Consider the following 21,311-nt stretch of genomic DNA (forward strand, 5'->3'; position numbering starts at 1 on the left):
TGGAAGTTGTACGTCAGGAAGAGAAAGAGGGGGGCGATGACCTGGCGTTTCGCACAGGAAGACCTGCCCATTCCGCACGACCCATTCGCCAGCGGTCACGCAAGCAAGAGGGTGCCGACGGGCTCACCAGAAGCTTTCGACAATGGTTATGATGTATATCCATTGACAAATCAGCAGACACCAGCTTTTCTAATCACATGCGTGGAACGTTGCGAGCATCGAAATTGCTGGCTCTATTGTTCAGGTTGGTGATGATCCTTTCACTGGCCGGCTACAGCGTTTCCACCGTCAATGCTGCCATGCATGGTCCCGACAGAGGGGGAATGCGGCATGATCAATCCGGCATGATGGATCATGGCAAGCTGATGGATCATGGCGGCTCTGAGATGAAGAAGGCCAGTCACGACCACCAAAACATGGCCGACACTGATGGCGACGTCAAAAAGACCGAAAAACCGCAATGCTGCGGCGATTTCTGCCTCGGCATGGCGGTGCTGTTGAGCCATTCAGCCATCGGTACGCGAGTGGCCAGCACCATCAGGACCTTCCCTGACGACGACAAAGCCCTGGGCCAAACCCCACTGCTTCAACGCCCCCCAAATATCTGAACAGGCAAAGCCCGCCTTTGGGCAATGACCGTGCGTGAGCGGCTTTAGCGCCCTCGCGCCGTTATATCTCCTGTTCGGACAATACCTATGAACCCGATTTATATCGTGGTTGCAGCGCCCCTGTTACTGGGCGGCTGCACTGCCACATCGATGATGAACGACGCCGCCTCCTATGACGACGCGGCGAACCCGACGCTTGGCGCCCCTCCGCTTCGTTATCAGACGCCGGTCTCGGGCTACACCGCCCGCATGCCGGCGGATCCGAAGCCGTGGCGTAACCAGAACGATGCGCAGGCTCCGAAAGGAGGTGCATCATGATGCCACGCTCACTCCCACTCGCATCAAAACTCGCGGCAATCCTGTCGTTGCCGCTTTTTCTCAGCGGCTGCGTATCTGCCGCACAATATGCCTCCCGGGAGGCCGGTTTCACGACTGTCTCGGCGAAGACAACAGAGGCGACAGGGAAACAGACCGCATGGGTTCAGAACCGGGCCGAGGCACAGGCAACAGAGGCCCGTGTCAAATCGCTGATGGCGGCCAGCAAGACGCTCGACGTCGAAACGGCGGTGCAGGTCGCGCTGCTGAACAATAAGGGCCTGCAGGCGGCTTACGCCGATCTGGGCGAATCAGCTGCCACCGCATGGCAATCGACTCTGTTGGTCAACCCAAGCATCGGCCTGGGGCTGACGGGTATCGGCACGCCAGGCCTCAGGGCCTACAAGACAATCGAAGGCGTCCTCACCACTAATATTCTGGCACTCGCCACGCTCAAAAAGAATGTCGAAATCGCCGATACCGGCTTTCGCAAGGCGCAATTGGGCGCGGCGTTGAGAACGCTGCAACTGGCTGCGGATACACGTCGCGCATGGATTTCCGCCGTGGCGGCTTCGGAAAACGTCGGCCAATTGGCTCAGGCGCAGACCGCTGCGGCCGCCGCTTCGGAACTCGCCACCAAACTCGGTGAGTCCGGCGCGATGAACAAGGAAGGCCAAGCCCGTGAGCAGGTGTTTTATGCCGAACTGACGGGCCAGATCGCCAAGGCAAGACTGGAAGCCCGTCTTGCCCGGGAGGAACTGACGCGACTGATGGGACTTTGGGGATCAGATATCGAATACAGCATCCCCACCCGTCTGCCGTCACTTCCCAAGGCACTCGCCCAGCGTGACATGATCGAGGCCGAGGCGCTGCAGCGTCGGGTGGACTTGCAGATGGCCAAGCTCGACCTGGAGGCGACCGCCCGCTCCTTCAAGCTCACCGAAGCGACCCGGTACGTCAGCGATCTCGCACTCAGATCGGGTTTCGAGACCGAGCGTGAAAAAGATGAAGACCGCATAAACAAACAAACGACCGGCCGCGCCGAACTGGAATTCGTCATTCCGATCTTCGATTCCGGTCAGGCCCGCATGCGGGAATCCGAACTCGCCTATATGCGCGCCGCCAACCTGCTGGCGGAAAAGGCGGTCAATGTCCGCTCGGAAGCCCGCTCCGCTTATCAGGCGTATCGGTCCACCTACGACATCGCCCGGCACTACCGCAACAGCGTGGTTCCGCTGCGCAACCGGATCGAGGAAGAATCGATGCGGACCTATAATGGCATGCTGACCAACACTTTCGAGTTGCTGGCCGACAGCCGCGAAAAGGTCAATTCGAATCTACTCGCCATCGATGCCAAACGCGACTTCTGGCTCGCCGAAGCAGGGCTCGTTCCGGCCATTTATGGGGGCGGTTCGGGTGCAGCTGGCGGAGAGACCGAGGTTGCCGCCGCCTCCGGCGGCGGCGGTGGACATTGAGAAAGGAGAACCATCATGTTCAATAGAAGACAACTTCTGGGCGTCAGCGCCGCGATGGTCTCCACGGCGGCCTGGGCGAAAACCTCCAACAGCAGCCTGCCGGAAGCGGCAGTGATGGAAACCGCGGCAACGCAGGCGCCGGTGAAGCCCACAACCGGTCCCGATTATAATCCGGTCGTCACCTTGAACGGCTGGACCCTGCCCTTCCGGATGAACAACGGCGTCAAGGAATTCCACCTCGTTGCCGAGCCGGTGGAGCGCGAAATGGCCGAGGGCATGACGGCTCGCCTCTGGGGTTACAACGGCCAGTCGCCCGGCCCGACCATCGAGGCCGTCGAAGGCGACCGAGTGCGCATTTTCGTCACCAACAAGCTGCCGGAACATACGACGATCCACTGGCATGGCATGATCCTGCCATCGGGCATGGACGGCGTGGGTGGACTGTCGCAGCCGCATATCCCCGTCGGAAAGACCTTCGTCTATGAGTTCGACCTCGTGAAGTCGGGCACCTTCATGTACCACCCGCATTCGGACGAGATGGTGCAGATGGCGATGGGCATGATGGGCTTCTTCGTGATCCATCCGAAAGACCCGGCCTTCATGCCTGTGGACCGCGATTTCGTGTTCCTGATCAACGCCTATGATATCAATCCCGGCTCCTATGTGCCGAAGATCATGACCATGACGGACTTCAATCTGTGGTCATGGAACAGCCGGGTGTTTCCGGGCATCGATCCGCTGGTGGTTTCCAAGGATGACCGGGTGCGTGTCCGCGTCGGTAACCTGACCATGACCAACCACCCGATCCATATGCACGGTTACGATTTCGAAGTGACCTGCACGGATGGCGGATGGGTGCGACCCGAGGCGCGCTGGCCGGAGGTCAGCATCGATATCCCCGTCGGCGCCATGCGGGCCTATGAATTCGACGCCAAATATGTCGGCGACTGGGCGATCCATTGCCACAAGTCGCACCATACGATGAATGCCATGGGACATGACGTTCCCACCTTCATCGGCGTCGACAAGAAAACCGTCACCGAAAAGATCCGCAAGGTCCGGCCGGACTATATGCCGATGGGCACCGCCGGCATGGCCGATATGGGCGCGATGGAAATGGAAATCCCTGAGAACACCGTTCCGATGATGAACGGCTGGGGGCCGCACGGCCCCATCGAAATGGGCGGCATGTTCTCCGTCGTGAAGGTTCGCGAAGGCATCTCGGCGGGCGATTACACCGATCCCGGCTGGTACGAAAACCCGCCCGGCACCCAGGCGTGGGAATGGACCGGCGAGCTGCCGGACAGCCAAAAAAACACCGACCCAAAAACGCAGATCACGCCGCAACCGATGAAACACGGCTGATCGTCCAGATTACACACCCCCACCAGAACCAAGGAAACCATAAAATGACCAGACTGAAAATTGCACTGCTTCTCGCCGCGCTCGCCACCCCTGTTTTCGCAGGCGGCGCCCACTCCGGCGGCGACAACGCGATGGCGGTTGGCGAACCCGGCGACAAGTCCAAGGTGACCCAGACCATTCAGGTGACGATGAAGGAAACGCCTGATGGCAAGATGATGTTCACGCCCGCCAAATTCGAATTCAAGAAGGGCAAGACAGTGCGTTTTGCCGTGAAAAATGTCGGCGAGTTGGACCATGAATTCATCATGGACGAGCAAAAGGCCAATCTAGAGCATAAGGCCGTCATGGCAAAGGCGCCGGAGATGGAGCACGACAACCCAAACGCCATCAGCCTCGCGCCTGGTGAAAGCGGCGAACTCGTCTGGAAATTCACCAATGACGGCATGTTCGAATTCGCTTGCCTGAAACCGGGGCATTACGAAGCCGGCATGCGCGGCGACCTTAAAGTTTCGGCAAAGTAACCCATTCAAAAAGGATAACGACTATGAAAACCATCGTTAACATCACCCTGGCCGCAGCACTTCTGCTCACCGCACCCCTCGCCGCTTTTGCCCAGGAGTTCACCAAAGGTACGGTAAAGAAGGTGGATGTTGCCGGCAAGAAGGTCACCATCACCCATGAAGACCTGAAAAACCTCGACATGCCGGGTATGACCATGGTGTTCCGCGTGAAGGACGATGCCATCTTCGCCAAGCTCAAGGAAGGCGCCAACATCGAGTTCATCGCCGAACGCGCCGACGGCAAGCTTGTCGTCGCACAGGTGAAATAAGACAGTCGTCATCGCCGCAGAGTGAACGGAAGGGGCAGCGGGAAATCTCTGCCCCTTTTGTTACTTGGTGAATGCGCTTCCAGAAGGGTCTGGTTCCAGCGCCCTATCCAGCCGCGATTTGCCTGAAAGCGTCGAGGAAGTGATCATTCTCCTCGCGGGAGCCAATGCTGACACGAATGAAGGTGTCGAAGCCCGGTTGTTTCCATGGCTTCACGATGACGCCAAGGCGGAGCAGATTTTCCGCCACATGCACGGCGCTGACCCCGACATCGATGAAGAGGAAATTGCATTTCGACGGCGCCATGCGGTAACCCAGCCCCTTCAGTGCGCCTGCGACACGCCCGCGCTCCGTAAGAGCCAGTTCGACGGATTTCCGCAAGTGCGCTTCATCGTTGAGAGCGGCAATGGCCGAAGTCTGGGCGATGGCGTTGGTGTTAAAGGGCGTGCGGGCGCGGTTGAGAAAATCGCAGAGCTCCCCGCTACTGACGATGCCATAACCGATGCGGAGACCCGCAAGGCCGAAGGCTTTGGAGAAAGTGCGAAGGACCACCCAGTTCACATTCGCATCCCGCAGCATCTCGACAGCGGATGGATAGTTCTCGCCAGCCGCATATTCGGCATAGGCCTCGTCGATGACGACTATTGTGTCCTTGTCGAGCGCAGCGATGATCGTACCGAGTTCAGCCGGCGTCAGCCATGAACCAACGGGGTTCATCGGATTCGAGAAGATCAGCATGCGCGGTTTGCGTGCGATGGCCGCGAGCAATGCATCGACGTCGATCGTCAAATCGGACTTCACAGGCACACGGTCGATCACGCCGCCCATCAGCGTGGTGTAGTCTTCGTGCAGCGGGAAAGAGGGATAAAGCGTCGCGACCATATCGCCCTGGCGAACGATTGATCGGCAGATAACTGCAATCAGATCCTCCGAGCCGTTACCGAGGATCATCTGGCTGTCATCCACCTCGAACCGCGCAGCAAGCTGACCGCACAAGGCCCGCCCCTGCGGATCGGGATAGAGGCGCGCCAGTTCGCCGATATCGGGAAAAAGGTGACGTAGCGCAGGCGATGGCCCAAGCGGATTCTCGTTGGAGCCCAGCTTCGCGATGGTGCCAACGCCATATTTCGCCCGCACCTCTTCAATCGTCAGACCTGCATTGTAGGGGGCAATGGCGCGGATTTCGTCGCGAATGGGGCTTGAAGGCTTTTCCATTTTGCAGTCTCCATGAGATGCGGATGAACCAGTCATAAGCCCGCAAATCACATTCGTAAATATGTATAGACATTTTAAGACGAAAATGATGTCATCCTGGGTGAACAAACAAAGGGGCCGCCATGACTCAGCCGAACTTCGATCTCTCCGGCCGCCGTGCGCTTGTGACCGGCGCAAGCCGCGGCATCGGCCAGGCCATTGCCGTCGCCCTGGCGCAGGCTGGCGCCGATATCGCCATCACCGCACGCACGGTCGAGGCGCTCTCGGAAACGCATGCGCGCATCAGCAACCTTGGCCGACACTGCGTGACGCTCGCGCAGGACGTTCGCGACGTTGAAGCATGCACCCGCGTGACGACAGAAGCCGCGGAAAAACTTGGTGGCCTCGACATCCTCATCAACAACGCCGGCTTCGAAAACGTTCGCGCGTCGTTCGATGTTGACGAAGCACTTTGGGAGTCGATCCTTTCAACAAACCTGAAGGGCGCATTTTTCTGCGCGCAGGCAGCCGGCCGCATCATGGCCGAAAGCGGCGGGGGCGCCATCGTTAACCTCTGCTCGCTGACATCCTATGTCGGCATTCCAACCGCCGCTCCTTACGGCGCTTCGAAATCCGGGCTGCTGGGCATAACCCGCGCCCTTGCCAGTGAATGGGCGGCGCATGACATCAGGGTAAACGCGATTGCCCCGGGCTACTTCCGCACAGCCATGACGAAGGTTTTCTACGAAAATGACGATTGGCAATCGCGGATGCTGGAGAAGATCCCGCAACGACGCTTCGGCAAGGAGAGCGACATTGGCGGCGTTGCCGTTTTTCTCTGCAGCGATGCGGCCGCCTACATTACAGGTCATTGCATTCCGGTGGACGGCGGCTATCTGGCCTCGATCTGATGCGGACAAACCTCCCGTTGGAACGACTGTGAAATAGTACCGGATAGAGGTCTTCGGCGCTTGCCATTCGGCGCGATGAGAAACAAAGTCGCTGAATTGACCGATAAACTTTTCCGCACCTGCACAAATATTGCGCAACACGATTTCAGGCGAAAAATTACGCAAATCCAATTGACGCAGGTTGTACATATATGTATATACAAGTACATATAACCCGGCGACAACACATCGCCGAAGGCGTACAGACAGCTTTGAGGCGATTAGCGGCCATCAACGCGCGACAGGGGGAAATGTCATGGAGGCAGCAGCACTTCGTCCGGTCGATCCTTCCGCTGACCCCATCGCAGTATCCGTTAAGGACGTGGGAATGTCCTTCGGCAATGTTCATGCCGTCAAGCACGCCTCTTTTGATCTTCCCAAGGGCCGCTTCCTGACCATCCTGGGTCCTTCCGGTTCAGGCAAGACGACGCTGCTGCGGATGATTGCCGGCTTTGATCGCCCGACCAGCGGCGAAATCTTCATCAATGGACAGCCGGTCAGCGCCGTGCCGCCACACCAGCGCGCCATCGGTATGGTGTTCCAGAAGCTCGCGCTTTTTCCGCACATGACCGCCGCCGAAAACGTCGCCTTTCCCCTGAAAATGCGCCGACATGATGCCCGCACCATCCCTGAGAAGGTCGAGCGGTATCTCGACCTCGTTCGCCTCGGCGGTTACGGTGATCGCCGCATCAACGAACTCTCGGGCGGCCAGCAACAGCGTGTCGCCATTGCCCGCGCCCTGGTGTTCGAACCGGATCTGCTTTTGCTCGACGAGCCGCTCGCGGCACTTGATCGCAAGCTGCGCGAGGAAATGCAGCTGGAGTTCCGCCGTATTCAGAAGGAACTCGGCGTCACCACTATCAACGTTACTCACGACCAGCGCGAGGCACTGGTTGTGTCCGACGAGGTTATCGTGATGAACGACGGCGAAATACAGCAGAAGGCACGGCCGGTGGAAGCCTATCGCGCGCCGTCGAATGCCTTTGTTGCAAACTTCATCGGCGTCACCAACTTCATCGAAGGAAGCGTTGCCGAAGTCGCACCAACCAATGTCACTATCACGGCGGCAGGCATCAATCTTGTCGGTGTCGCTTCGGATGAGAATGTCGCGGTCGGCGCGGCCTGTGCCGGGGCGGTTCGCGCAGAGCAAATTCGCATCGCCCCTACCAATGGTCGCCTCGAAGGACTGTCAACCGTCGTAGACGGCAAGGTCGAAGACTGCATTTTCGAAGGCGAGCGCGTGGTTTATGAAATTCGGGTCCAGGCTCTCGGCGGCGTTGTGATGCGCGTGTTCGATCATGATCCGGAATCACACCTGCAATTCGCTCCGGGCGACGACGTTCGCCTGGGCTGGAATGCACGGGATATGCATATCTTTCAAAAATGACCCTCAGAAGGTCGGACCAGAGGAGAATGTTCAATGTCGCATGATAAATTTCTGACAGCCCAGCTTCGCCGTCGCACGTTGCTGGCGTCGTTCTCCGCAGCCGGCGCTTATGCCGGCCTGTCCACGCTCGGCGTCAGCCGCGCCTTTGCGCAGGAGCCGGAAAAACCAGCGGAAATCATCGTTCGCGCCTGGGGTGGCAGTTGGGTCGATGCGCTGAAAGCGGGCGTCTCCGACAGCTTCACCAAGGCAACCGGCATCGCGGTGCGCCACGATCTGACCGAGGATAACGAAATCCAGCCGAAGGTCTGGGCCGCCGTCGCCCAGAAGCGCGTTCCGCCGATCCATATCAACTGGGACACGACGACGAATGCCACCAAGTCGGCCCTGCGTGGCGTCACCGAAGACCTCTCGGACCTGCCCAATCTCAAGAACGCCACCGATCTTGCCAAGCCCGTCGGTCTCGATGGCTATCCGATCGTCAATACCTATGGGTATGTCTATGTGCTGGCCTATCGCCCTTCGGCATTCCCGAACGGAGCGCCGAAGTCCTGGAAGGACCTTCTCGACCCGAAGCTGAAGGGCCGTATCGCGCTCTATAATGACGGCATTGGCTTCCATTTCCCGGCGCAGGTCGCAGGTGGCGGCAAGCTCGAGGACATTCCCGGGAACATGCAGCCCGCCTGGGACTTCATTTCGAAGATCAAGGCGCAGCAGCCGCTGCTGGGCGAAGACCCCGATTTCACCACCTGGTTTCAGAAAGGCGAGATTGACGCTGCCTGCACCATTTCAACCAATGCGCGTGAAGCCAAGAAGAACGGCATCGAGATCGCATGGGTGGTTCCGGAGGAAGGCGCGAAATTCGATACCGATGGCCTCTGGATCCCGAAGGGCCTGCCGGAGAACGAACTCTACTGGGCGAAGCAGTACATCAACCATGCCCTGACCCAGGAAGCCCAGCAGGTCTGGCTTGATGGCCTTGGCCTTCCCGGCGTCATTCCGGGCGTCAAACCGCCGGCCGACCTCGTGGGCGATCCTTCCTATCCGACGACGGAAGAAGAGTTCAAACACCTGATCCGGGTTTCGTCCAAGATCCAGGTCGAAAACGAGAGCCAGTGGTTCGCCAAGTTCAAGGAGATCATGCAGGGTTGAAACCTTGCCACGCCCGCCGCTTCGTTCAGGTGGCGGGCATTCCACCTGAGGATAAGAGATAACGCGGTCGCTTTGGCAAATGCGCCCTAGCTTTTGCCGGGACCGCTCGAGGATCGGTATTCATGCGCGCTTCCCGTGTCGCATATCCCCTGGCGTGGCGCGTCATGGATATGCTCGAACGACTTGCGGCCATTTTCTGGCCTTCCAGCTTCAAGAAGGGTCTGCCCTATCTGATGCTGCTGCCGGCCATCGTGCTGGTTGGCCTTCTGGTCCTCGGCCTCATCCAGATCGGCGATACGAGCCTTCGGACGCTGGACACGAATACGTTTCTGATGTCCGAGACCTATACGCTCGCAAATTACCAGCGGGCGCTGACGGAAAAATTCTTTGCCACCGTCGCCGGCCGCAGCCTGATAGGCTCGCTGATCGTCACCGTCATCACGCTGATATTCGCCTTCCCTTACGCCTATCTCATGGTGCGCACGTCCTCCTCGGCACTGCGCAAATTCCTGCTCGTTGCGCTGTTCTTGCCTTTCTTCATCGGTCAGGTGGTGCGCGCCTATGGCTGGCTGATAATCCTCGGCAACCAGGGCATGGTGAATGAGGCTCTCGGCTTGGTCGGTGTCCCACCGATACGCCTTCTCTATAACTACCCGGCCGTCCTGTTCGGCCTTGTTCAATATATGCTGCCCTTCGCTGTTTTGATGCTGGCACCTGCCCTGACCGCCATTCCGGCGGAACTCGAGGCCGCCGCCGCCTCCCTCGGCGCCAGCTGGCTTCGCACCTTCCGTCATGTCGTCCTGCCGCTTTCCCGCCCCGGCCTCGTCGGAGCCGGTCTCGTCGTGGTCACGCTCTCCCTCACGGACTTTGCCATTCCCGCCATCCTTGGCGGGGGGACACAGGATTTCATCGCCAACGCGATCTACGACCAGTTTTTCCGCACCTCCGACCAAGGCCTCGGCGCGACGCTCTCGCTGCTGCTCGTCGCCGTCGGCTCCATTCTCGTCGGTGTGGTTTTCATGGTCTTCGGTGCAGGCACGCTTGCCATGGGGGGCGACCGCAAATGACGGGCAGCCGCAGCAAATCCATCGTCATCTGGGCCTTCGTCGCGACCGCGCTGGTCATGTTGTCGGCACCCACCATCGTGGTTCTCGGTGCCTCGTTCACCTCAGGCAACATCATCACCTTTCCGCCAGATGGGTTTTCCTTGCAATGGTACAGCAAGATCGCCCACGCCACCGATCTGCGGCAAGCCTTCTTCCGCTCACTGATCGTCGCGGCGATCTGCACCCTGGTATCCATTCCCGTCGGCACGCTCGCCGGTATCGCGCTCGCCAAATATCGGGTGCGGTTTGCCCGCTCCATCCAGATCTATCTGCTGCTTCCCTTCACGATTCCGCTGATCGGTTCTGGCATCGGCATGATGCTCGCCTTTGGAGAGATGGGTGTGCTCGGCAAACTATGGCCAGTCGGCATCGCCTGCTCGGTGATCAACCTGCCCTTCATGATCTGGGCAGTGACGGCAAGCGCGAGTAACCTGTCGCCGGATCTGGAGCTCGCCGCTGCAAATTGCGGCGCGCCACCCCTGCAGCGTTTCCTTTACATCACGCTTCCCGCCGTCCTGCCGGGCGTGATCACGGGTTCGCTCTTAATGTTCATTCTGGCGCTGAACGAATTCCTGGTGAGTCTGCTTCTGGTCGACGCGCGAAGCGTCACGCTGCCGGTGCAGATCTATAACTCCATCCGCTCGATCATCACGCCGGACCTGGCCGCCATTTCCGTGGTCTTCATCGCCTGCGCCGGGATCGCGATCGCGCTGCTCGACCGCCTCGTCGGCCTCGACATCTTCCTGAAATCGAAGTGACCAATCGGCCGTTTGGCCAGCCATCAAGGACAAGACGATGACATCAGTGTCTTTCTATGACTATTCCAAGCTCGATGCCGATGAGAAGGCCGCCCTGCTGCGCCGTTCGGAAAGCGACATCTCGAGCTTCATCGAAAAGGTTGCCCCCATCCTCGAAGCCGTTCGCACCGAAGGCGACAGTGCACTGGCTCGCTTCGGTCGCGAACTCGACAAGGCCGACGTGACCGAAGCCAATCTCAAAGTTACCGAAGCCGAATTCGATGCGGCCTTCAAGCTTGTCGATGCAAGTGTCATCGAATCCATCCAGTTCGGCATCGACAATATCCGCCATTTCCATGAGGAGCAGAAGCCGGAAGCCATGTGGCTGAAGGAAATTCGTCCCGGCGCCTTTGCGGGTGACCGCTTCACGCCAATCCAGTCTGTGGCGCTCTACGTTCCGCGCGGCAAGGGCTCCTTTCCGTCAGTTACCATGATGACCTCTGTGCCTGCGGTGGTTGCCGGCGTTCCGAACCTCGCCATCGTCACACCGCCTGCGCCCGATGGCTCGGTCGATGCGGCTACGCTCGTCGCCGCGCGCCTCGCCGGCGTCGATACGGTCTACAAGGTCGGTGGCGCCCAAGCGGTGGCCGCCGTCGCCTACGGTACGCAGACCGTCAAGCCAGCGCTCAAGATCGTGGGTCCGGGAAGCCCATGGGTCGTCGCCGCCAAGCGTTCGCTGTCGGGCGTCATCGATACCGGCCTGCCGGCCGGTCCCTCGGAAGTCATGATCCTTGCCGATGATACGGTCCATGGCGGCCTTGCCGCGCTTGACCTGCTGATTGAAGCAGAACACGGCCCCGATTCTTCGGCCTATCTCGTCACCCATAGCCGGCGCGTCGTTGAAGAGGCGATTGCAGCCCTGCCCGAACACTGGGCCAAAATGTCGGAGCAGCGCGTCGCTTTCTCCAAGACCGTTCTCACCGGCAAGACCGGCGGCATCGTCCTGACGTCCTCGATTGAAGAGAGCTACGCTTTCGTCAACGCCTATGCGCCGGAACATCTTGAATTACTCTCGGAAGAGCCGTTCATACACCTTGGGCATATCACCGAAGCCTCCGAAATTCTGATGGGCACCCACACGCCGGTCAGCATTGCCAATTTTTCGCTCGGGCCGAACGCCGTTCTGCCGACCAGCCGCTGGGCACGCACCTTCGGGCCGCTTTCGGTGACCGACTTCGTGAAGCGCAGTTCGATCGGCTATGTCACGCCGCCAGCCTATCCGGAATTCGCCAGACATTCCCGTAACCTCGCTCTTTACGAAGGCTTTTCCTCGCATGCCCTGGCGGTTTCTCCGGTGCGCGACGCCTATCTGAAAAAAGGTTCCTGATTCCATGAAGGCGGTGCGGCTTTACGATGCGAACGACCTGCGTGTGGAGGAGATGGCCTCCCCATCTTCGCCGCCGGCAGGCTTTGTCAATCTGCAAGTCAGGGCAGCGGGCATTTGCGGTTCCGACCTGCACAATTACCGCACCGGACAATGGATCTCCCGTCGTCCCTCCACCGCCGGTCATGAGTTCTGCGGACGCATTACGGCAATCGGCGACGGTGTGACTGATTTTGCCATAGGCGATGTTGTTTCATCGGACTCCCGCATGTGGTGCGGCCTCTGCCCTGCCTGCTTGAGTGGCCGCAGCAATGTGTGTGAAAGCTTGGGCTTTGTCGGCGAGGTGTGCGATGGCGGTTTCGCCGATGAGGTGCAGGTGCCGGCGAAGCTCCTGGTTCGCCATGATCCGCACCTCTCGCCACATATCGCTGCCATGGCAGAACCGCTCGCTGTGGCACTGCATGCGGTGCGTCGCCTTTCTGTTCCTAGAGGGGAGCCGGTGCTCGTCATCGGCTGCGGCACAATCGGCGGGCTTTGCGCTCTCATCCTCTCCCGCCTGCACAACGGCCCGCTTCTGCTCGCCGACCTGAATGCGGAACGAGCCCGACGTGTCAGTGACGTGACAGGCGGCAAGCTCGTGACACTCGACACGGCTGCGATAGACGCCACGCTTTCGGGTGGCCGCCTTCGTTATGCGCTTGACGCCACCGGCAGCATTCAGGCGATAAGCCGGGCCATCGAATTGCTCTCCGGTGGTGGCGGTCTGGCGCTTGTCGGCATCAGCCACGGCAAGCTTGATTTCGATCCCAATGTTCTTGTCGAGCGCGAAGTTTCGCTGATCGGCTGCCACGCCTTTTGTGACGAACTGCCGGAGGCGACGGCGCTTCTGACCGAACTCGCGCCGGCTCTTCACCGCTTTATCGAGGTGCTGCCCTCACTCGATGATGTCCCCGCCGCCTATGACCGATTGCTGAGGGGTGAAAGCAACGTTTTGAAGACGATAATTGACGTGTCGGAATAGACCTGACACCTGACTTCAACAATGCCGGCGCGACGACGCGGAGGCGGAGACAGTGGCCATGACTGCACTTTCAGATTCCGCCTCACCACTCTACGAGAAGGTGAAGGACTTCGTTCTCGGCAACATCGGCAGCGGCAAATGGGCGCGCAACAGCCGCTTGCCTTCGGAGCACGAGCTGGTTTCGACGCTCGGCGTTTCGCGCATGACCGTCAACCGGGCGCTTCGGGAGCTCACGTCGGAAGGGCATCTGCGCCGCATCCAGGGCGTAGGCACTTTTGTCGCGCCGCCAAAACCGCAGTCGACGCTGATCGAGATCAGCAACATCATGACCGAAATCAGAGCCCGTGGTGGTCGCCACCGCGCCGAGGTTGTGGTGCTGGAACGCATCGCCCGGCCAGAACCCGAACTCCTGCTTGCCTTCGAGTTTGAGACCAGCCGGCCCGTGGACCATTCGGTCGTCATTCATTTTGAAAACGACCTGCCGGTGCAGCTCGAGGAACGCTATGTCAATCCCGGCCTCGTTTCGGGTTATGTCGAGCAGGACTTCACCATGGCGGCAACCTACGACTACCTCCAGAACGCAACACCGCTCACCGAAGTGGAGCACCTGATCAGCGCCCTGCCGGCCAGCGAGGCCCATGCGCGTCTGTTGCAGATCCGGGTCGGCGACAGCTGCCTCGTTCTGCACCGCAAGACCTGGACGGGTCCGATCGTCGCGACCGTCAACACGCTGACCTATGTCGGCAGCCGCTACTCGCTTGGAAGCCGCTATCTGCACGGCGGCAAATAAGACAACATCCGGAACAATTGCCATGACCCAGCCCGCCAGCCGCACCGCGGAAATCCGAAAAATCGCCAAGGCCGCCGATGGCAGAGCGGAAAAGATGCTTGCCGACCTGCTGCGTGACCTTTTCAGCATCGAAGCAAGGAATGTGGCGATCAATCAGGATCAGTACAGCCTCAATTCCCTCAATGGCTTCTTCGATACCGGCGAGGGTGAGTTCTTCTTCAAGTTCCATCAGGAGGAAGGCGAAGAGGCCATGAGCGGTGAATATTACCGTGCTGACATTCTTGCCCGCGCCGGTTTGCCGGTCGACCAGCCTTTGCTCATGTCCGTGCTGCCTGGTGAACAGATCCTCGTCTATCGCCGCCGCAGCGACCCGCGTTTTTCCGATGTGTTGCGTACGCTGGACCTCAAGGACGATCCGGCAGCTCGCGCAAAGGCGGTGGAAGCCGAGTGCAGGCTGAATGAGGCGGTTCTGAAAGTGTATCTGGAAACGCTGCACGGCGTCACGCCCACGCAAGTGGCCGCCGAGCCGGTTCATCGATTGTTCTATGAGCGCCTGATCGATCCCCCCACAGGCATCTATCCCGGTGGCAGGCTGGCAAATTTCTACGTCGACAAGACGTTCGATCTGCCGGACATGACGCTGGATTGGCAAACCCTCTCCGGGCTTCGCTTCTGCGTCAACGGCATTGCATATCGCGACAGTCTTGCGGCGCTTTTCGACGAGGCGCATGAACGGCTGAAGCCAGCGAAGCTCGCCGATGCCGGCGGCGTCACCGCCCATGGCGATGCCCATAATGCCAATGTCTGGTATGAGGATGATGGCAGCGACGCCCGCCTGTCCTTCTTTGACCCCGCTTTCGCCGGTGAGAATATTCCGACGCTCCTCGCGGAAGTGAAGACGACCTTCCACAACATCCTCGCCCATCCGTTCTGGCTCTACGATCCAGCCCTTGCAGCCAGAAGCTATTCGGCGAGCGCCACGCTCGACGGCAACATGCTGCGGATCACCACCAGCTACGAGCCCAGTGCAGTTCGGCGCGACCTGCTTACCGTGAAGGGCGAGGCGATGTGGCGGCCGCTCCTTGCCGAGCTGAAGGCGCGTAACATGCTGCCCGCTGACTGGCGCCGTGTTGTCCGTCTCGGCCTTTTCCTGTGCCCGGCATTGGTGATGAACCTTCGCGCGGGCGCAACGAGCCATAACCCGGTGTCATCCCTGATCGGCCTGTCGAGTGCCGTCATGGCAGGGAGCGAACCGGTCGAAGGCGAGGACGCCCTGACCCGCTTCTTCGACGCAATCGATCCGGATCGAGGCTGAATGAAGCCAGGCAAATGTCTCCGACTATCGCCAACTCGCAAGACGAGCAGTATCCTTCCGCGCTGGACCAAAGATTATGTAACTGATGGCGGCGAGTATCCAGACGCTGATGCATGCGTAAAGCATGACCAGACCAAAACCGTCCGCAAGCGCCTGATGGACGACTTCCTCCGAAATGCCCTGCGCCGAGGCGCCGGCAGTGCCCGCGGCGATCCGTTCCGCAACCGCCTGAAGCGTTTTGGTATCGAGACCGGCGGGCAGATTGATCCGCAGCGAGGCACGGACGCCTTCCACCAGAATGAAGCCCATGATGGGGATGTTGATTGCAAGCGAGATCATGCGCGCGCTCATGTCCATGCCGGACGCCATGCCGGAGCGGGCGGGAGAAACCGCGCCTGTGGTGGTGTTGGTTACCGGCGTATTGGTCAGGCCGAGCCCGATGCCGGCGAGGATGCAGCCGGGCAGCATTGTAAGCCAGCTCGCACGTTCGATGCCGCTCCCAAATTTCATCAGCATAAAACCCAGGCCGATGGTGAACAGTCCTGCCGGAATGACGAGGCGCGGCTGATAACGCAACGACAGACGTTCCGCCAAGGGTGGCACCACCAGCGCCGGCAGCGTATAGGCAAGCAGGCCGAGGCCGGCGGTGACGCTGTCATAACCGAGACCCGCCTGAAACCAGATCGGCAGATAGATCATGAACGGCCAAAAGCTGATATTCATCGCCGCAGAACCAATGATCGCCCCGGAAAAAGACCGGATGCGGAACACGGAGAAATCGAACATCGGCCTCTGCGTGCGCTTTTCAGCAAACACGAAGGCAATGAAGCTTGCAACCGAGACTCCAAGGATGAGAAGCGCCATCGGGCTCGAAAAACCGAGCTCGGGCCCCTGCGTGATGAAGAAGGCAAGACAAAAAACGGCGAGCGAAAGCGTGGCCATTCCGGCAAGATCAAGGCGCGCCGCCTCCGGATCGCGCGATTCTCGGACACCGCCCGCAGCGAGCAGCCACGTTAGAATGCCGAGTGCCACATGGACGAGGAACACCCATTCCCAGCTCCAAAGGGCAACCATGGCCCCGCCGATGATTGGGCCGAAACCCAGCCCCACGCCTGAGATGATGCCCCACCAGCCGAAAGCCATGCCGCGCTCCCGCGCGGTACGGAACTGATGCGACAGGATGGCGATCTGACACACCAGCATCGCTCCGCCGCTCAAACCCTGCAGGAAACGGGCGCCGATCAGAACTGATACGTTACTTGTCATTCCACAGGCGAGGGAGGAAAGCGCAAAAGCGGCAATACTTGAAATAAAGACTCGTTTGCGACCGAAGCGGTCGGCTAGTGCGCCCGTCGCCATCAGCACCATGGTCACGCCGATCGTATAGGCGTTCATGATCCATTGAAGCTGACGAAAATCCGCCTTTAACACCTCTTCAAGTGTAGGCAGGATGGCCGGAACGCTGGAGATCTCCAGTCCGAACATCAGAGCGGAAAGACAAACGGCAGTGAGCGCCATGGCGCTCCGGCTCGTCGTTCGTTCGCTGATAGTAATGGTCATATGTCAGCCTTTCTTGGTGGGCCCGCAACTGCGGAGGGCCACAGGCTAGACAAAGCTTGACCATAACTGAATTGGATGATTGGCTATTTCAGAGACAACAAATAGGAATGATCGATATGATCGCGCTGGATGTGGAGGCGGTCGAGGCCTTCGTCACGATCGCCGAGATGCAAAGTTTCACCCGTGCGGCCGAAGCGCTGGGTACGACCCAGGGCGCGATCAGCGTCAAGCTCAAGCGATTGGAAGACAGGGTCGGCCATCGGTTGCTCGAACGCACGCCGCGTTCTGTGCGTCTCTCCGCCCAAGGGGCGGTCTTTCTAGCGCCCGCCCGTGAGTTTCTGGCTGCGCACGACAGGGCGCTGGCAGGACTTTCCGCCCCACGCAGGCGCTTTGGCCTCGGCATTGCAGCACATGTGGCGGGACCTGAGGTTCCGGCCCTGCTTGCGCGTCTCAATGACCACGATCCCGGCCTGACGATTGAAGTGCGGATGGATAACTCCCGTTCCCTGCTCGATGCCTTTGACAGGGGAGAAATTGACGCAGCCATCATCAGGCGGGAGGATGATCGGCGGGATGGCGAAGTGCTCGGGCCGGAGCATTTCGGCTGGTACGCCGCTCCACAATTCGTGCATCGCCAAGGTGAACCATTGCGTCTTGCGGCACTGTCTCCCGCGTGTGGCGTGCGTGATATTGCCAGCCGCGCCCTGGACGGGGCTGGCATAGCCTGGACGGAGGTTTTCCTGGGCGGCACATCGTCCATGGTAACCGCCGCCGTTTCGGCCGGACTTGCGATTTCCGCCTTCTCCTGCCGCCTTGCCCCACCCGGCACCGTGGAGGTGAGCCAGCGTTTTGGGCTGCCTTCCCTGCCTTCCACCGAAATCATCATGTTCTCGACCCTGACGGACAGCAGGTCGCGTGAGGCGTTGCGAACACTCGCTGCCGCTTTTCGCGAGCATCGACCGACCTGACTGCCTTGGCGTTACAGATAGCCCACCCGCCTGTCGACATTTACCGGTGGAAAATCTAGCATCGCGCGAAACCGGAAAAACCGATCATCTCACGTTCCAATCGCCACAGCGGAGTATTCATGCCCCTTCCCCAAAAAATCGGTTTTATCGGAACAGGCGCCATCACCGACGCGATGGTCCGCGGCCTGCTTGCCAGACCCGCCGCCGTACCACATGTCATGGTTTCCCAGCGCAGCGCAGATGTTTCGGCTGAATTGGCCGCCGATTTTTCGCAGGTAATCGTCTCAAGCGACAATCAGGCTATCGTCGATGGCTGCGACACCGTCATGCTGGCAATCCGTCCCCAGATCGCCGAAGAGGTCGTCCGGCCGTTACGGTTCAGGGACGGACAGAAAGTCATCAGCGTCGTGGCTGCAACCAGCAGGGAAGCCCTTCTCGACTGGATCGATGCGGATGTGCATCTAACCCAGGCGATCCCGCTGCCCTTCGTTGCCCGCCGTAAAGGCGTTACCGCCATTTATCCCGTCGATAGGGATACGGCCGCAATTTTCAACGTCCTCGGCGGTGCTGTGGAATGTGAAACCAAGGCCGAATACGACCTTCTGGCCGCCGGCAGTGCTCTGATGGCTACTTATTTCGGCATCATGCAGACAGCAACGGAATGGTTGTCCGAAAACGGACTGCCGGAAGAAAAGGCGCGTGCCTATCTTGCCCCCCTCTTTGCCGGCCTCTCGGAGGTTGCGGTGTTGGCCGGAAGCAAGGCGGACTTTCACGAGATCAGCCGTGAATTCGCCACCAAAGGCGGCCTCAACGAACAAGTGCTCAACGACTTCGACGGGAAAGGCGGTTCAAAGGCCTTGAAAGAGGCATTGAGCCGCGTGCTCCAGCGGATTACGCGATAGCAATCGTTACAACCGCAGGAACAGGAAGGGGCCTTTCGGCCCCTTCTGCTTACGCCTTGCCCGGACGGTTGATCGTCAGGAAGTGGCGCACGACAGGTTTTTCCAGCCCGGAATGATAAGCCAGCACCTTGCCCTGCAAATCTGCGTCGGCATTGGAGACCCGCTTGTGCTGGCGAAGATGTTCCGCCCAGGATTCCACCATGAACCATTCGACGATCTTCTGTGGATCGGCGGAGTCTTCCGTCACACCCCACCCATAGGCGCCATCGCGGCGACGTTCCTGGGAGAGTTCGTCGAGTGCATGCAGGAAAGCGGAGCGGTGATGCTTTTCAACATTATATTCGATCAGGATCAGAACCGGGCCGCGATCATGGGCCACCGGCTCGGCGACGAGCGGTTCCGGCCAGTGGTTGGAAGGCACCATATCCGCATCGCCCGCAGGCAGTTTGAGGCGGTGCATGATAAGGCCCGCAACCAGCAGTCCCGCAGCGCCGATCAGCAATGCTCCCGGCACGCCCGTGGCTTCACCAACAGTACCCCAGCCAAGGCTACCGGCTGTCATTGCGCCATTGAAGACGGTCAGATAGACAGCAAGGCCACGGCCACGCACCCAGTTCGGCAGAACTGACTGGGCTGCCCCATTCAGCGTCGTCAGGGCCGTGATCCATGCGCCGCCGAGGAACAGCAGGACGATGATCGCAAGCCACTTTGGCGGAGCGAGTGAAAGCGCGGCCATGACCAGGGCGGTAATGACGGCAGCACCGAGAAGCAGGGCATCTGCATCGAAACGTTCGCGCAGCTTCGGCATGACCAGCGCGCCGCCGATGGCGCCAGCGCCGACAGCACCGAGCAGGATGCCATAAAAGCTCGCGTCTCCGCCGAGCAATTGCCGGGCAACAAGGGGAAGCAGCGCCCAGACGGCGCTGGCAAAAGCAAAGAAGATCGCCGCCCGCAGCAGCACGACATGCAATGGCTTGCTGGCACGGGTGTACCGAAGGCCGGCCCGGAATGCGCCGAGGAAACCTTCGGCCAGGGCATCATCAGCGTTCTTTACCCGCGGCCACCACAGAAGGGCGGCGATGACGACAAAGTAACTGGCGACATCGGCGCCATAGGTAAAGGCCGCGCCGAAGGCCGCAAGCAGGATGCCGCCGGCAGCCGGACCGATAGAACGGGCGATATTGATGCCGAGCGAGTTCAGAGCCACGGCGCTCTTGATATCCTCGCGCTTCACCAGTTCCGGCACGATGGCCTGCCAGGTCGGCCCCATCAGGGCGGCACCGATACCGCCGAGGAAGGTGAGACCGATCAGGGCGCTGACGGATAACAGGCCGGTGTGCGCAAGGACCATAAGGGTGACGCTGACGGAGGCCAGCAACAGCTGAACTGCGATCAGGAACTTGCGGCGGTCGAGAATATCGGTCAGCACGCCGGCCGGGATCGCCAGAAGAAAGATCGGCAGGGTTCCGGCTGCCTGCACCATGGCGACGGCAGCCGGAGAGGCAGATAGATCGGTCATCAGCCAGGAACTGGCGACATCGCGCATAAAGCTGCCGGTATTGCCGAGTACCGTGGCGGCCCAGAGGACCGCGAAGACGGGTTGCGCAAGCGGAGCAAAACTGCTCGCCGAGGATTTTGCGGCGCTCATTTGCCGGTTCCTTTCGTGAGATCGATTGCAGCGACAATGATGAAGGCGCCAGCAAGGCCAAGATGTTCAAAGAAAGCATTGGTGGCCATCATGCGATCCATGCCGGGCGCCATTTCCCAGAAGCGGAGAGCGATGAAGGTGGCGAGAAGAGTGAAGCCTGCGAGTGCCAAGGCTCCGGCCCAGCGCAGGAAGCCCGACACGACCAGAGCGGAGGCAGTGAGTTCGAACAGGATGACGACGACGGCGAATGCGAATGCCGGCTGGAGCCCAAAATGGTTCATCTCGGCAATCGCCCCCGGAAAGTCGAAAATCTTCGTCAGCGGCCCCTGAATATAGGCCGAGCAAAGCGCAAGAAGCGCAAGGGTTATTGTGGCGGGTGCGGCAACGATATCCGCAAGGAAGCTCCGAAGGCGAAGGGTTGAAGATGGCTCGGTCATAAAGTGCTCCTGCGATCTGGCCGGTCGGTTCGAGCGGCGTTTGCGTTCATCTGATGGAGCGATATTAGCGCAATGGATTATCGACAACAATTGCATCAATAGTTTCGATATAATTGCGTATTCTGAAATATTCTCTTTGTTTGGCTATTAGTCTTTTCCCATGGGCGGCACAT

General features: G+C 59.7%; 21 protein-coding genes. 17 read left to right on the forward strand and 4 right to left on the reverse strand.

All coding sequences use genetic code 11. The features are described 5' to 3' along the window. The first annotated feature begins 197 nt into the window (after positions 1-197). The 6 genes from AT6N2_RS16980 (at position 198) to AT6N2_RS17005 (ending at position 4,592) form a co-directional block, all read left to right on the forward strand. Positions 198-608 (forward strand): hypothetical protein, encoded by a 411-nt coding sequence (locus AT6N2_RS16980; protein ID WP_063947086.1) that lies wholly within the window; start codon positions 198-200, stop codon positions 606-608. A gap of 87 nt (positions 609-695) precedes the next feature. Next, positions 696-926, forward strand: coding sequence for a hypothetical protein (locus AT6N2_RS16985; RefSeq protein WP_063947085.1), 231 nt, complete (start codon positions 696-698; stop codon positions 924-926). Beyond that, positions 923-2,398 carry a TolC family protein gene (locus tag AT6N2_RS16990; RefSeq protein WP_063947084.1) on the forward strand — a complete coding sequence of 492 codons (1,476 nt, stop codon included), beginning with the start codon at positions 923-925 and terminating at the stop codon, positions 2,396-2,398. The genes AT6N2_RS16985 and AT6N2_RS16990 overlap by 4 nt, the downstream gene beginning before the upstream one ends. Before the next feature lie 15 nt (positions 2,399-2,413). Continuing rightward, complete coding sequence (locus AT6N2_RS16995) at positions 2,414-3,763, forward strand: multicopper oxidase family protein (protein WP_063947083.1); 1,350 nt, start codon at positions 2,414-2,416, stop codon at positions 3,761-3,763. 44 nt (positions 3,764-3,807) lie between these two features. Then, on the forward strand, positions 3,808-4,284 hold the full coding sequence (locus AT6N2_RS17000) for a cupredoxin domain-containing protein (protein ID WP_063947082.1): 477 nt from the start codon (positions 3,808-3,810) through the stop codon (positions 4,282-4,284). 23 nt (positions 4,285-4,307) lie between these two features. Beyond that, positions 4,308-4,592: a copper-binding protein gene (locus AT6N2_RS17005; RefSeq protein ID WP_063947081.1), complete on the forward strand. Its 285-nt coding sequence runs from the start codon at positions 4,308-4,310 to the stop codon at positions 4,590-4,592. Between the two features lie 103 nt (positions 4,593-4,695). Here AT6N2_RS17005 and AT6N2_RS17010 read toward each other — a convergent pair whose 3' ends face one another. After that, positions 4,696-5,805 (reverse strand): histidinol-phosphate transaminase, encoded by a 1,110-nt coding sequence (locus AT6N2_RS17010; protein WP_063947080.1) that lies wholly within the window; start codon positions 5,803-5,805, stop codon positions 4,696-4,698. Positions 5,806-5,927: 122 nt separating this feature from the next. Between AT6N2_RS17010 and AT6N2_RS17015 the strand changes: the two genes are divergently transcribed. From AT6N2_RS17015 to AT6N2_RS17055, 9 genes are all read left to right on the forward strand, one after another. Further along, a complete protein-coding gene (locus AT6N2_RS17015) occupies positions 5,928-6,695 on the forward strand; it encodes an SDR family NAD(P)-dependent oxidoreductase (RefSeq protein WP_209090359.1) in 768 nt (255 codons plus the stop codon). A gap of 295 nt (positions 6,696-6,990) precedes the next feature. Then, entirely contained in the window at positions 6,991-8,121 is a 1,131-nt protein-coding gene (locus AT6N2_RS17020; RefSeq protein WP_063947078.1) for an ABC transporter ATP-binding protein, read from the forward strand. A gap of 33 nt (positions 8,122-8,154) precedes the next feature. Continuing rightward, complete coding sequence (locus tag AT6N2_RS17025) at positions 8,155-9,270, forward strand: ABC transporter substrate-binding protein (RefSeq protein ID WP_063947077.1); 1,116 nt, start codon at positions 8,155-8,157, stop codon at positions 9,268-9,270. A 122-nt stretch (positions 9,271-9,392) separates the two neighbouring features. Then, the gene (locus AT6N2_RS17030) at positions 9,393-10,337 is read left to right on the forward strand and encodes an ABC transporter permease (RefSeq protein ID WP_063947076.1); all 945 of its coding nucleotides are present in this window, start codon (positions 9,393-9,395) and stop codon (positions 10,335-10,337) included. After that, positions 10,334-11,134 (forward strand): ABC transporter permease, encoded by an 801-nt coding sequence (locus AT6N2_RS17035; RefSeq protein ID WP_063947075.1) that lies wholly within the window; start codon positions 10,334-10,336, stop codon positions 11,132-11,134. Before AT6N2_RS17030 ends, AT6N2_RS17035 begins: the two co-directional genes overlap by 4 nt. A gap of 37 nt (positions 11,135-11,171) precedes the next feature. After that, a complete protein-coding gene (hisD, locus tag AT6N2_RS17040; protein ID WP_063947074.1) occupies positions 11,172-12,500 on the forward strand; it encodes a histidinol dehydrogenase in 1,329 nt (442 codons plus the stop codon). Positions 12,501-12,504: 4 nt separating this feature from the next. Continuing rightward, entirely contained in the window at positions 12,505-13,518 is a 1,014-nt protein-coding gene (locus tag AT6N2_RS17045; protein ID WP_063947073.1) for a zinc-dependent alcohol dehydrogenase, read from the forward strand. 58 nt (positions 13,519-13,576) lie between these two features. After that, a complete protein-coding gene (gene hutC / locus AT6N2_RS17050; protein ID WP_063947072.1) occupies positions 13,577-14,308 on the forward strand; it encodes a histidine utilization repressor in 732 nt (243 codons plus the stop codon). A gap of 22 nt (positions 14,309-14,330) precedes the next feature. Beyond that, positions 14,331-15,623, forward strand: a complete 1,293-nt coding sequence (locus AT6N2_RS17055) for a hypothetical protein (RefSeq protein WP_063947071.1) — start codon at positions 14,331-14,333, stop codon at positions 15,621-15,623. Between the two features lie 24 nt (positions 15,624-15,647). On the opposite strand, the gene AT6N2_RS17060 is transcribed toward AT6N2_RS17055, so the two are convergent. Further along, positions 15,648-17,141: an MFS transporter gene (locus tag AT6N2_RS17060; protein WP_425292757.1), complete on the reverse strand. Its 1,494-nt coding sequence runs from the start codon at positions 17,139-17,141 to the stop codon at positions 15,648-15,650. A 158-nt stretch (positions 17,142-17,299) separates the two neighbouring features. Here AT6N2_RS17060 and AT6N2_RS17065 point away from each other — a divergent pair, with 158 nt between their 5' ends. Both AT6N2_RS17065 and AT6N2_RS17070 read left to right on the forward strand, forming a co-directional pair. Next, positions 17,300-18,151, forward strand: coding sequence for a LysR family transcriptional regulator (locus AT6N2_RS17065; RefSeq protein ID WP_063947247.1), 852 nt, complete (start codon positions 17,300-17,302; stop codon positions 18,149-18,151). Positions 18,152-18,270: 119 nt separating this feature from the next. After that, positions 18,271-19,053 (forward strand): pyrroline-5-carboxylate reductase, encoded by a 783-nt coding sequence (locus AT6N2_RS17070; protein WP_063947069.1) that lies wholly within the window; start codon positions 18,271-18,273, stop codon positions 19,051-19,053. Positions 19,054-19,102: 49 nt separating this feature from the next. Here AT6N2_RS17070 and AT6N2_RS17075 read toward each other — a convergent pair whose 3' ends face one another. Beyond that, positions 19,103-20,701: an MFS transporter gene (locus AT6N2_RS17075; RefSeq protein ID WP_063947068.1), complete on the reverse strand. Its 1,599-nt coding sequence runs from the start codon at positions 20,699-20,701 to the stop codon at positions 19,103-19,105. Next, complete coding sequence (locus AT6N2_RS17080; RefSeq protein ID WP_209090363.1) at positions 20,698-21,138, reverse strand: DoxX family protein; 441 nt, start codon at positions 21,136-21,138, stop codon at positions 20,698-20,700. Before AT6N2_RS17080 ends, AT6N2_RS17075 begins: the two co-directional genes overlap by 4 nt. Positions 21,139-21,311: the final 173 nt, after the last annotated feature.

This window comes from Agrobacterium tumefaciens (assembly GCF_017726655.1).
GTDB classification, from domain to species: Bacteria; Pseudomonadota; Alphaproteobacteria; order Rhizobiales; family Rhizobiaceae; genus Agrobacterium; species Agrobacterium tumefaciens_B.